Consider the following 11,065-nt stretch of genomic DNA (forward strand, 5'->3'; position numbering starts at 1 on the left):
AGTAAGTGCTGGAAGATACTACCGAGAGCAGGAAGAACATGGCGGAGCTGACGATCTCCTCCGACGAGATCCGTAGTGCGATTGCGAACTACACCTCGAGCTACTCCGCGGAGGCCTCCCGTGAGGAGGTCGGAGTAGTCATTTCGGCAGCTGACGGTATTGCGCAGGTTTCTGGCCTGCCATCCGTTATGGCGAATGAGCTGCTCGAGTTCCCCGGCGGCGTAATTGGCGTCGCACAGAACCTTGACACCAACTCCATCGGTGTCGTGGTCCTGGGTAACTACGAGTCCCTCAAGGAGGGCGACGAGGTTAAGAGGACCGGAGAGGTCCTTTCCATCCCCGTGGGCGAGGACTTCCTCGGCCGCGTTATTAACCCACTGGGCCAGCCCATTGACGGCTTGGGCCCAATCGAAAGCGAAGAGGAGCGCGTCCTCGAGTTGCAGGCACCTTCGGTGCTGCAGCGCCAGCCGGTTGAAGAGCCAATGCAGACCGGCATCAAGGCTATCGATGCGATGACCCCGATCGGCCGTGGTCAGCGTCAGCTGATCATTGGTGACCGTAAGACCGGTAAGACTGCGGTTACCATCGATACCATTTTGAACCAGAAGGCCAACTGGGAGTCCGGCGACAAGGACAAGCAGGTCCGTTGTATTTACGTCGCCATCGGCCAGAAGGGCTCGACCATCGCCAGCGTGCGCCGCACTCTTGAGGAGCATGGCGCGCTGGATTACACCACCATCGTGGCGGCCCCGGCTTCTGATTCCGCCGGCTACAAGTGGCTGGCACCATTCTCCGGCGCTGCATTGGGTCAGCAGTGGATGTACCAGGGCAACCACGTCCTGGTCATCTACGATGACTTGACCAAGCAGGCTGAGGCTTATCGCGCAATTTCGCTGTTGCTGCGCCGCCCGCCGGGACGTGAGGCCTATCCAGGTGACGTCTTCTACCTGCACTCCCGTTTGCTGGAGCGCGCTGCCAAGCTTTCCGATGACATGGGTGCCGGCTCTATGACCGCACTGCCCATCATCGAAACGAAGGCGAACGACGTCAGTGCCTTCATTCCGACCAACGTCATTTCCATTACTGACGGTCAGGTCTTCTTGGAGTCCGACCTGTTCAACCAGGGTGTGCGCCCGGCTATTAACGTCGGTGTGTCCGTCTCCCGTGTTGGTGGTGCGGCACAGACCAAGGGTATGAAGAAGGTTGCCGGTAACCTCCGTCTTGACCTTGCTGCATACCGCGACCTGCAGGCATTCGCTGCCTTCGCATCCGACCTGGACGCTGCCTCCAAGGCACAGCTGGAGCGCGGCTCCCGCTTGGTCGAGCTGCTGAAGCAGTCCGAGTCCTCGCCGCAGCCGGTGGAATACCAGATGGTATCCATCTACCTCGCCGAGGCAGGCATCTTCGACGTCGTTCCCGTCGAAGACGTTCGCCGCTTCGAGGCCGAGGTGCACGAGTACCTCAACGCCAATACTCCAGAGGTCTTTGAGCAGATCGCCGGCGGCAAGGCGCTGAGCGATGAGTCCAAGGAAGCACTCGAGGCTGCAGCCAAGGAGTTCGCTCCTACGTTCCGCACCTCCGAGGGCCACAACTTGGGCACCGAAGAGCCTGTAGATCCTTTGGACGAAAATGACGTGAAAAGCACCGAGCTCAACGTCTCCCGGAAGACGGCTAAGTAGAGTTCAGCTCTCGCAATTAACCGTCTATATGAAAGAAGGGAGGAGAAACGATGGCTAATCTTCGCGAATTGCGCGACCGCATCCGGTCCGTGAACTCGACTAAGAAGATCACTAAAGCCCAGGAGCTCATTGCTACCTCGCGCATTACCAAAGCGCAGGCTCGGGTGGAAGCCTCTCAGCCGTACGCGACTGAGCTGACCAATGTTATGAACAGGTTGGCTGCAGCGTCGACGTTAGAGCACCCTATGCTGCGCGAGCGTGAAGACGGCAACGTCGCCGCGATTCTCGTAATCACCTCTGATCGAGGCATGTGCGGTGGCTACAACAACAACGTCTTCAAGAAGGCAGCCCAGCTCAAGGCCCTCCTCGAAAGCAAAGGCTACGAGGTAGTTCGCTACGTCACCGGCAGCAAGGGCATCAGCCACTACAACTTCCGCGAGGAAGAGGTAGCGGGCAGCTGGGATGGTTTCTCTCAGGATCCAACCTGGGAGGGCACCCACGATGTGCGTCGCCACATGATCGATGGCTTCGTTGCTGGTTCGAAGGGCACTACCAAGGGCCGCGAGGGCTTGCACGCGGAAGGTGAAGGCGCAGGTGTTACCGGCTTCGACCAGGTGCACGTGGTCTACACCGAGTTTGAGTCCATGTTGACTCAAACCGCGCGTGCGCAGCAGCTTTTGCCTGTTGAGCCGGTAGTGCAGGGCGAGGAGTACGAGATGGGTGACTCCGCACTGGAGGATCCGGAGCCGACGGAAAACATTTCCGCGGACTTCGAGTTCGAACCGGACGCGGATACCCTGATGGAAGCGCTGCTTCCGCAGTACGTCTCGCGTATCCTGTTTGCTATGTTCTTGGAGGCTTCGGCTTCCGAGTCCGCTGCACGCCGTACAGCTATGAAATCTGCTACTGACAATGCAACCGAGATGGTCAATGACCTGTCTCGCGTGGCCAACCAGGCCCGTCAGGCGCAGATTACCCAGGAAATTTCAGAGATCGTCGGTGGCGCTGGCGCGCTATCTGACAGCGCAGAAAGTGACTAGATTATGACTACAGCTCTGCAAGAGCAGAATGCACAGTCTTCGGCAGTCGCCGGTCGTGTCGTGCGCGTCATCGGTCCGGTGGTGGACGTGGAATTCCCACGCGAGGCACTTCCGGCCCTGTACAACGCACTCCACGTCGAGATTAAGCTCGAAGCTGTGGCAAAGACCGTCACCCTCGAGGTCGCGCAGCACCTCGGTGACAACCTCGTTCGTACCGTGTCCATGGCACCTACCGATGGCCTTGTCCGTGGCGCCGAGGTAGTCGACTCCGGAGAGCCTATCTCCGTTCCCGTCGGCGACGTCGTCAAGGGCCACGTCTTTAACGCCCTCGGTGACTGCCTCGACGAGCCGGGCCTCGGCCGCGATGGCGAGCAGTGGGGCATCCACCGCGAGCCACCAGCGTTCGACCAGCTCGAGGGCAAGACCGAGATCCTCGAGACCGGCATTAAGGTCATCGACCTGCTGACCCCTTACGTTAAGGGCGGCAAGATTGGCCTCTTCGGTGGTGCAGGTGTGGGTAAGACCGTCCTGATTCAGGAAATGATTACCCGTATTGCCCGCGAGTTCTCCGGTACGTCGGTCTTCGCCGGCGTCGGCGAGCGCACCCGTGAGGGCACCGACCTCTTCCTGGAAATGGAAGAGATGGGCGTTCTGCAAGATACCGCACTTGTCTTCGGCCAGATGGACGAGCCACCAGGAGTTCGTATGCGCGTGGCCCTGTCCGGCCTGACCATGGCGGAGTACTTCCGCGATGTGCAAAACCAGGACGTGCTGCTGTTCATTGACAACATCTTCCGTTTCACCCAGGCCGGCTCCGAGGTATCCACCCTGCTGGGGCGTATGCCTTCCGCCGTGGGTTACCAGCCAACCTTGGCTGATGAGATGGGTGTGTTGCAGGAGCGCATTACCTCCACCAAGGGTCGTTCCATTACCTCTCTGCAGGCCGTTTACGTGCCTGCCGATGACTACACTGACCCGGCCCCAGCCACGACCTTCGCCCACTTGGATGCGACGACCGAGCTGGACCGTGCCATTGCTTCCAAGGGTATTTACCCAGCAGTGAACCCGCTGACCTCTACCTCTCGTATCCTCGAGCCAGGCATTGTGGGCGAGAAGCACTACGAGGTAGCACAGCGCGTCATCGGTATTCTGCAGAAGAACAAGGAACTGCAGGACATCATCGCCATCCTTGGTATGGACGAGCTGTCTGAAGAAGACAAGGTGACCGTGCAGCGTGCCCGCCGCATCGAGCGCTTCTTGGGCCAGAACTTCTTCGTCGCGCAGAAGTTCACCGGCCTGGAGGGTTCCTACGTGCCGCTGCAGGATACCATCGATGCCTTCGAGCGCATCTGCAACGGTGAGTTTGACCACTACCCAGAGCAGGCCTTCAACGGCTTGGGTGGCTTGGACGACGTCGAAGCTGCATACAAGAAGTTGAACGAGAAGTAGGGAGAGGCACATGGCTGACATCACCGCCGAATTGGTTTCCGTCGAGCGCTCATTGTGGTCTGGTCAGGCCTCCATAGTGACGGCTGAGACCACCGAGGGTGAGATCGGCGTGCTTCCCGGTCACGAGCCTGTGATCGGTCAGTTGATCGACAATGGCGTAGTGACCATCCACCCAGTTGATGGCGCGCGGCGCGTTGCCGCCAGGACAAGATTACCGTCCTCGCTGATTGGGCCATCTGGTCCGATGAGGTGGATGAGGCCCAGGCGGAAGAGGATTCCTCTTCGGCTCATGAGCTCACCAAGTCCCGCGGTGAGGCTGCATTGCGTGCACTTCGCCGCGCAGCAAAGGCTGAATAAACCTTGGATTGGTAGGAGAGGGCAGCAATAGCCGCCCTTCCTGCTCTCAGAAAAGCGCACTGGAATTTATCCGGTGCGCTTTTTCACGTTTTCTTTGCCTTTTCTTATTGGCGCGGAGGCGGAATCAGGCGCTACAATCCAAATAATTGTTCTTTCACTAACCAAGGATGGCGTGTGGAGCCCATGAATTCAACGGTTATCTCGGTGGTCCTGTGGGCCTTAGCGTTGGTGGTACTGCTGGTGGTCTTGCTGGCAGCCCTGCGATTTTTTACTCTGCGCTCGCGCGGAACCGCGGTGTTGTTGCGCTCAATGCCGGCAAAGGATAGCTTTTCTTGGCGCCATGGCGTGCTGCGCTATACCGGAGAAGTTGTTGAATACTTCAAACTGCGCTCCGTATTCCCGCGCTATAACCTGTGGTTTAACCGCCTCGACATCACCATTTTGAACTCTCGTTCTTTGGATGATGACGAGGCTTCTTTTATGTCTGATGCCACCGAGGTGGTGCACTTTAGCACCGGGGACGCGGAATATGAGCTGGCTTCCGATGCCCGCGGAATCATGGCCTTCGAGGCCTGGGTAGAGGCGGCGCCGTCTAAGCGGCAACAGCGCTTTGATTACAAGCAGTTGCGGGAACGCGCCACCCGGCAGTCCAAGCGCCAATAGCAACAGGCTAGGGTAGTACCCATGCGCTTAGTAATCGCCCGTTGTTCAGTTGATTACGTGGGACGGCTCGACGCCCACCTGCCCTTGGCGGACCGCCTGCTCATCGTCAAGGCAGATGGCTCGGTATCGGTGCATGCCGATGACCGCGCGTATAAGCCCCTCAATTGGATGACGCCGCCGTGTACGGTGAGTGAATCCGTCATCGAGGACGTGGATGGCAATGACACCGGCGAGGTGTTGTGGCTAGTTGAAAATCCGAAGGGCGAGCAATTGCGCATTACAATTGCGGAAATCCACGAGGATATCTCCTACGAGATGGGCGAAGACCCAGGCCTGGTAAAGGACGGCGTGGAGGCGCACCTACAGGAGCTTTTGGCCGAAAAGATCGACACCCTGGGCTCCAATTTCACCCTCGTGCGCCGCGAGTATCCCACGGCTATTGGCCCAGTAGACATTATGGCTAAAGATGCCGATAACCGGAACGTTGCCGTGGAGGTCAAGCGCCGCGGTGGCATCGACGGAGTAGAACAATTAACCCGCTACCTTGAGCTATTGAACCGCGATGAATTAATCACGCCTGTATCCGGCATCTTTGCGGCGCAAGAGATCAAACCACAGGCCCGAACGCTTGCCGAAGACCGCGGCATCCGCTGCGTGGTTTTGGATTACCAGGAGCTGCGCGGACTCGAGTCGAAAGAATTGCGGTTGTTTTAATGCCACGGCGAAATAGGCGAAAACCACAGGAATTCCGGCCACTGCCCAAGGACGGCTCCACCTTCTTTGGCTCGCAGACGGTCGAGGGCCCCAGCTGGACGCACGGGGAGCCGTATATCATGCGGCACATCGGGTCCGCGCGGGCGCAGAAGTTCTATCTTTGCCCGGGGTGTAACCAAAATATTCCGCCTGGGGTTGCCCACATCGTCGCCTGGCCGCGCGATACCGGCAGGCAGGGCGATGACCGCCGCCATTGGCACCGGCATTGCTGGGAGCGAAGGTAGACTTGCGGGCATGATTGTTGCATTTTCAGTAGCACCCGCAGTGGTGGATAATGACTCCGGCGAGATGGCTGATGCCGTGGCGGAGGCGGTCCGCGTGGTGCGGGAATCCGGCCTGCCCAATGAAACCAACGCCATGTTTACCCTTGTAGAAGGCGAGTGGGACGAGGTTTTCGGCACTATTAAGAAAGCCACCGAAGCCGTGCGTGCGGTATCACCGCGCACCTCATTGGTTATTAAGGCCGATATCCGCGAAGGCGTGACGAATCAATTGACAGATAAAGTAGACGCCGTGAATCGTCGTTTAGCTAAGGAGGATTAATGACTTCTGCGAATAATGCTTATGTAGGCGGTGCCCTCGATCTCAGCCAGGTCAAGGCGCGTGCGGAAGCCCGCCAGCAGGCGCAAGAGCAGCCACAGTCTAACGGAGTCCAGCCATTTTTTACCGTCACCGAGGCGAATTTCGAGACCGAGGTGGTGCGCCGCTCCACCGAGGTTCCAGTAGTCGTCCTCATTGGCACCTCGCGCTCTACCCAGTCCGACCAGCTGAAGCAGGACCTGCAGGAATTAGCCGCGGCGGGAAACCTTAGCTTCCTCGTAGGCTACGTGGATGCGGACGCCACTCCACAGGTCGCGCAGGCCTTCGGCGTGAAGAACCTGCCTACCGTGGTAGCCATTGGCGCAGGCCAACCGCTGACCAATTTCGAGGGAGCCCAACCGAAGGAGGCCCTTAAGCAGTGGCTGGATAGCTTGGTAGAAAACGTCGGACCGCAGCTTAAGGGGCTTGAGCCCGCACCGGCCGCAGCGGAGGAGGAAGAAGAGGACGACCCTCGCCTGCAAGAGGCAGAATCCTTCCTGAACTCCGGCGATTTCGACGGCGCGATTAAGGTCTACGAATCCATCTTGGAAGCGGAACCGGATAATACGCAGATTAAGCAGGCGCGGGACACAACGAAGCTTCTCAAGCGGTTGGATCCGGCAAACCAAACCGAGGACCCGATTGCTGCTGCGGATGGGGATAAGGGGGACATCGACAAGCAGATGCGTGCCGCCGATGCCGAAGTCGTCGCAGGTGCCCCAGAAAAGGCCTTCGACCGCCTCATCGAGGCCATGAAGGTTACCGCCGGCGATGAGAAGGCCCAGCTCAGGGAACGCCTACTTGAGCTCTTTGGCCTTTTTGCAGGTAATGACCCGCGCGTTCTTGAAGCGCGCACGAAGCTGGCAAGCGCGCTGTATTAAAGTCGGCGGAGCTGTGTCAATTACTGCGGGTGGTGAATAGATCAGTCACAATGGAAGGCGTGAACGACGTAACCCCAACTGATCAAGACTGGCTCATCGACTTCCGTGGCGTGGAGCTTCGCCGCGGTGGCAAGCACTTGGTAGGGCCCGTGGACTGGCAGGTCGAGCTCGATGAACGCTGGGTCATCATCGGGCCGAATGGCGCCGGAAAGACCTCCTTGGTGCGCATGGCGGCCGCGGAGGAATTTCCCTCCAAGGGCACGGCCTTTTTGATGGGCGAGCAAATTGGCAAGACCGATATGCGTGACCTGCGCGCGCTGATTGGTCTGTCCTCCGCCGCCGTGCAATCGCGCATTCCCGCGGATGAGCGGGTCTATGACCTCGTCATTTCTGCCGGTTACGCGGTCTTGGGCCGGTGGCGCGAAGAATACCAAGACATGGACTTTTCCCGCGCCGATGACATCTTGGCCCAGGTTGGCGCTAGCCACTTAAAGGACCGTACGTGGACGACGCTTTCGGAAGGTGAGAAGAAGCGCGTCATCCTCGCCCGCGCCTTGATGTCCAACCCGGAGCTGCTCATCTTGGATGAGCCTTCTGCTGGCATGGACCTTGGCGGGCGCGAAGATCTCGTGGGATACTTGGGCGATCTCGCGATGGATCCGGATGCCCCGGCCATCGTCATGATTACCCACCACGTGGAAGAAATCCCGTACGGCTTTACCCACGCGATGCTTCTGGATGAAGGAAAAGTGGTAGCAAAAGGTCTCATTAACTCCGTGCTGACCTCGGAGAACCTATCCCAGGCCTTCCACCAACCCATTCAGGTAGATCGTATTGGGCAGCGATACTTTGCCCGCCGGATATCTTAATGAACAACCAGATTCATGACCGGCTCGATGCGATCGACGCCAGCGATACCACCGGGTTTAACGGTGGGCGCATGGCGGCGACCGTGCTCTTGCTTCGCGATGGCCACGACGGGCTCGAGGTCTGGGTCCAAGAACGCGTGAGCACCATGCGTAACTACCCGGGCCATGCCGTATTCCCTGGCGGTGGGGTAGACCCGCGCGATTTCCCACCGCGTTCGTGGGATTCCGGTGATTTGTGGGCTGGAAAGTCCGTTGTGGCTATGGCTCGGCGGATGGGCGTGACCAAGTACAAAGCCCACGCCCTCGTCTTCGCCGCGGCCCGCGAGCTCTTCGAGGAATCCGGTACCTTGTTTGCGATCCGGGATGACGGCACGATTTCTAATGCGCGCCGGTATCACCGCGAGCGCAGGCTCCTAGAAAGCCACACCATCTCCTTTACCGAGTTCCTTAGTAATAACGGGATGCGCGTCGATGCCGATATGCTCCTCCCATGGGCCCGGTGGGTAGGGCAAAGCAAAAACCATTGGTTCGATACATTTTTCTTCGTTGGCCTGCTTCCGAGCGGGCAGGAGCCGGACGGGGACACTCACGAAGCAGATGATGCCGGATGGTTTTCGCCGCAGCTCATCCTAGAGGGCTGGCGGGCCGGACTCGTCCGCCTCGTAGTTCCTACATGGGCGCAAATGCAACGGTTATGCAAGTACTCCACCGTCCAAGAGGTGCTTGATGATGCCTCCTCGTCCGACCTTCGCCCCGTCATCGGCGATCCCCGCGATGACCCGCAGTATGCGGAATATTTCGCCACCACCCCTACAGAGCGCATATGAGTTTTAACCTCGATGAAGTCCGTTTCTTAAGCGAGCACAACGCCGAACTGGCTAGCTTGGACTTGGATCTGAGCAAGGCTTCGCAGCTGAAGGATCTAGAAAAGCTGAAAGCAGCCTACGGCGATTATGCGCGCTGCGCCATGGAGCTACTTACTGCCCGGCGGGGCGGAAAGCTGCCTGAGACCTGGCTTATGGATGCCGATTCTGCCCAGCAAGCCACCCCGCTGCCTGTTGCGCGCTATCGCTCAGAATTCCTGCAGCAGAAAGGGATGCGCACCGTCCACGATGTCACGTGTTCCATCGGCACTGAAGGCTACGGATCGAGCCTTGACTATTTCGGCTCCGATATCGACGCCTCGCGCATTGCCATGGCCCGGCATAATTTGGATTCTGACTCGTTCTTTCAAGCAGATGCACTCACTACGACCACCACGGCGGACGTCATTATCGCCGATCCTGCCCGCAGAAAGGCCGGGCGGCGGATTTCCCGTCCGGAGGATTTGCTGCCACCGCTGCCAGACCTAATCGCCGCGCACAGGGACGCACACCTGGCCATCAAGTGCGCACCCGGTCTCGATTTCAGTGACTGGGACGGATTGGTCGCTGTAAGCAGCGTCAATGGAGCAGTTAAGGAGGCGTGCCTCTACACACCTGGCCTCGGCACGGGCAGGCACGCGGTGATGATTCAGGGCGAGTCAGTTGACGTCCTCACGGATGAAGAGCACAACCTGCCAGAGGCGGGCGAGATCGGTACGTATCTCATTGACCCCGATGGGGCAGTGGTGCGCGCGGGCCTCGTGCAGCATTATGCGGCGCGCGAAGGATTGTGGCAGATCGATCCGCGGATTGCGTACCTAACAGGGGATCGCATCCCGCAGGGAATGTCGGGATTTCCATTCATAGAAAAGGTCCCCCTAAAGCGCCTAAAATCGGTACTAAAATCTTATGATGCAGGCAGCCTAGAAATCCTTGTGCGCGGCGTAGACGTGGACCCTGACCAGCTAAGAAAGCAGATGAAGTTGAAGGGCTCGCGGCCATTCGCAGTCATCATTACGCGAATTGGCTCACAGGGTATCGCGTTGCTTTGCCAACCCCGAGTATTATCGTCCGAAGAGAATTACGCAACATAAATCTATCGGAAAGGTGAGTGCCCCCAATGCCAACGATTGTGGCTCTGGTCAAGCATGTACCGGATACGTGGTCCACCAAATCTCTGGAGGATGACCACACCCTGGATCGCACCTCCGTGGACAACATCATTGATGAGATTAATGAATACTCCGTGGAACAAGCGCTACGCCTGCGCGATGATAATCCGGATGAAAACTACCGTGTTGTCGCTTTAACGATGGGCCCCGCACAAGCAGACGAGGCCCTCCGCAAGGCGCTTGCGATGGGTGCAGATGACGCGGTCCTCGTATCTGACGACGCACTGGCCGGCGCCGATGCACTGTCTACCGCGTGGACCCTGAACGCAGCGATTAACACGCTAGAGGATGTCCAACTGATCACCTTGGGCAATGAGGCTTCCGATGCCTCGACCGGCACGCTGGCTGGATTGCTCGCTGAATACCGCCAACTGCCCGCCTTGACCGAGCTGCACCAGGTAGAACTTTCGGGCAGCGCGGTAAAAGGCAGCCGCGAAGACGCCCGCGGAACCTGGGAGCTCGAGGCCGCCCTTCCTGCGATTGTGTCCGTCACCGATAAGGCTGATAAACCGCGCTTCCCAAACTTCAAGGGGCTTATGGCCGCTAAGAAGGCACAAATCACCACATTGAGCGTGGCCGACCTAGGCATTGATGCCATTGCACCAACCACGACGGTCACTTCTTCTTCTAAGCGCCCACCGCGCACGGCCGGCGAGGTTATCTCGGAGCCACAGCCGCAGGATGCTGCGAAGAAGATTGCTGACTTCCTTGCCGCAAAGAACTTGATTTAGGAGTAGAA

12 protein-coding genes and 1 pseudogene are annotated in these 11,065 nt (G+C 58.6%); all 13 read left to right on the forward strand.

Annotated features, from left to right (window positions below):
* Window positions 1-38 precede the first annotated feature (38 nt).
* The 13 genes and pseudogenes from atpA (at window position 39) to ACLI1O_RS05130 (ending at window position 11,057) form a co-directional block, all read left to right on the forward strand.
* On the forward strand, window positions 39-1,679 hold the full coding sequence (gene atpA / locus ACLI1O_RS05070) for a F0F1 ATP synthase subunit alpha (protein ID WP_023017789.1): 1,641 nt from the start codon (window positions 39-41) through the stop codon (window positions 1,677-1,679).
* Window positions 1,680-1,729: 50 nt separating this feature from the next.
* Window positions 1,730-2,719: a F0F1 ATP synthase subunit gamma gene (locus tag ACLI1O_RS05075; protein WP_239267750.1), complete on the forward strand. Its 990-nt coding sequence runs from the start codon at window positions 1,730-1,732 to the stop codon at window positions 2,717-2,719.
* Between the two features lie 3 nt (window positions 2,720-2,722).
* A complete protein-coding gene (atpD, locus tag ACLI1O_RS05080; RefSeq protein WP_005280201.1) occupies window positions 2,723-4,168 on the forward strand; it encodes a F0F1 ATP synthase subunit beta in 1,446 nt (481 codons plus the stop codon).
* A gap of 10 nt (window positions 4,169-4,178) precedes the next feature.
* Window positions 4,179-4,525, forward strand: a pseudogene (locus ACLI1O_RS05085) (F0F1 ATP synthase subunit epsilon).
* A gap of 183 nt (window positions 4,526-4,708) precedes the next feature.
* Window positions 4,709-5,188: a DUF2550 domain-containing protein gene (locus ACLI1O_RS05090; protein ID WP_005280203.1), complete on the forward strand. Its 480-nt coding sequence runs from the start codon at window positions 4,709-4,711 to the stop codon at window positions 5,186-5,188.
* Window positions 5,189-5,209: 21 nt separating this feature from the next.
* On the forward strand, window positions 5,210-5,902 hold the full coding sequence (gene nucS, locus ACLI1O_RS05095; RefSeq protein ID WP_411706999.1) for an endonuclease NucS: 693 nt from the start codon (window positions 5,210-5,212) through the stop codon (window positions 5,900-5,902).
* Window positions 5,902-6,186, forward strand: coding sequence for a hypothetical protein (locus ACLI1O_RS05100; protein ID WP_239267748.1), 285 nt, complete (start codon window positions 5,902-5,904; stop codon window positions 6,184-6,186). The genes nucS and ACLI1O_RS05100 overlap by 1 nt, the downstream gene beginning before the upstream one ends.
* 10 nt (window positions 6,187-6,196) lie before the next feature.
* Window positions 6,197-6,505, forward strand: a complete 309-nt coding sequence (locus ACLI1O_RS05105; protein WP_034653892.1) for an MTH1187 family thiamine-binding protein — start codon at window positions 6,197-6,199, stop codon at window positions 6,503-6,505.
* Window positions 6,505-7,422 (forward strand): tetratricopeptide repeat protein, encoded by a 918-nt coding sequence (locus tag ACLI1O_RS05110; RefSeq protein ID WP_239267747.1) that lies wholly within the window; start codon window positions 6,505-6,507, stop codon window positions 7,420-7,422. Before ACLI1O_RS05105 ends, ACLI1O_RS05110 begins: the two co-directional genes overlap by 1 nt.
* 50 nt (window positions 7,423-7,472) lie before the next feature.
* Complete coding sequence (locus tag ACLI1O_RS05115) at window positions 7,473-8,291, forward strand: ABC transporter ATP-binding protein (RefSeq protein ID WP_239267745.1); 819 nt, start codon at window positions 7,473-7,475, stop codon at window positions 8,289-8,291.
* The gene (locus ACLI1O_RS05120) at window positions 8,291-9,118 is read left to right on the forward strand and encodes an NUDIX hydrolase (RefSeq protein ID WP_239267744.1); all 828 of its coding nucleotides are present in this window, start codon (window positions 8,291-8,293) and stop codon (window positions 9,116-9,118) included. Before ACLI1O_RS05115 ends, ACLI1O_RS05120 begins: the two co-directional genes overlap by 1 nt.
* Window positions 9,115-10,248, forward strand: coding sequence for a THUMP-like domain-containing protein (locus ACLI1O_RS05125; protein ID WP_411707000.1), 1,134 nt, complete (start codon window positions 9,115-9,117; stop codon window positions 10,246-10,248). The genes ACLI1O_RS05120 and ACLI1O_RS05125 overlap by 4 nt, the downstream gene beginning before the upstream one ends.
* A gap of 26 nt (window positions 10,249-10,274) precedes the next feature.
* Complete coding sequence (locus ACLI1O_RS05130; protein ID WP_349864992.1) at window positions 10,275-11,057, forward strand: electron transfer flavoprotein subunit beta/FixA family protein; 783 nt, start codon at window positions 10,275-10,277, stop codon at window positions 11,055-11,057.
* Window positions 11,058-11,065: the final 8 nt, after the last annotated feature.

The sequence above is a fragment of the Corynebacterium sp. LaCa78 genome, from assembly GCF_046717505.1.
In the GTDB taxonomy this organism is placed as follows: Bacteria; Actinomycetota; Actinomycetes; order Mycobacteriales; family Mycobacteriaceae; genus Corynebacterium.

Excerpts from the sequence above, each read along its gene's own strand:
- atpA (WP_023017789.1), top strand. The coding sequence starts at position 39 with ATGGCGGAGCTGACGATCTCCTCCGACGAGATCCGTAGTGCGATTGCG.
- ACLI1O_RS05075 (WP_239267750.1), top strand. The coding sequence starts at position 1,730 with ATGGCTAATCTTCGCGAATTGCGCGACCGCATCCGGTCCGTGAACTCG.
- atpD (WP_005280201.1), top strand. The coding sequence starts at position 2,723 with ATGACTACAGCTCTGCAAGAGCAGAATGCACAGTCTTCGGCAGTCGCC.
- ACLI1O_RS05090 (WP_005280203.1), top strand. The coding sequence starts at position 4,709 with ATGAATTCAACGGTTATCTCGGTGGTCCTGTGGGCCTTAGCGTTGGTG.
- nucS (WP_411706999.1), top strand. The coding sequence starts at position 5,210 with ATGCGCTTAGTAATCGCCCGTTGTTCAGTTGATTACGTGGGACGGCTC.
- ACLI1O_RS05100 (WP_239267748.1), top strand. The coding sequence starts at position 5,902 with ATGCCACGGCGAAATAGGCGAAAACCACAGGAATTCCGGCCACTGCCC.
- ACLI1O_RS05105 (WP_034653892.1), top strand. The coding sequence starts at position 6,197 with ATGATTGTTGCATTTTCAGTAGCACCCGCAGTGGTGGATAATGACTCC.
- ACLI1O_RS05110 (WP_239267747.1), top strand. The coding sequence starts at position 6,505 with ATGACTTCTGCGAATAATGCTTATGTAGGCGGTGCCCTCGATCTCAGC.
- ACLI1O_RS05115 (WP_239267745.1), top strand. The coding sequence starts at position 7,473 with ATGGAAGGCGTGAACGACGTAACCCCAACTGATCAAGACTGGCTCATC.
- ACLI1O_RS05120 (WP_239267744.1), top strand. The coding sequence starts at position 8,291 with ATGAACAACCAGATTCATGACCGGCTCGATGCGATCGACGCCAGCGAT.
- ACLI1O_RS05125 (WP_411707000.1), top strand. The coding sequence starts at position 9,115 with ATGAGTTTTAACCTCGATGAAGTCCGTTTCTTAAGCGAGCACAACGCC.
- ACLI1O_RS05130 (WP_349864992.1), top strand. The coding sequence starts at position 10,275 with ATGCCAACGATTGTGGCTCTGGTCAAGCATGTACCGGATACGTGGTCC.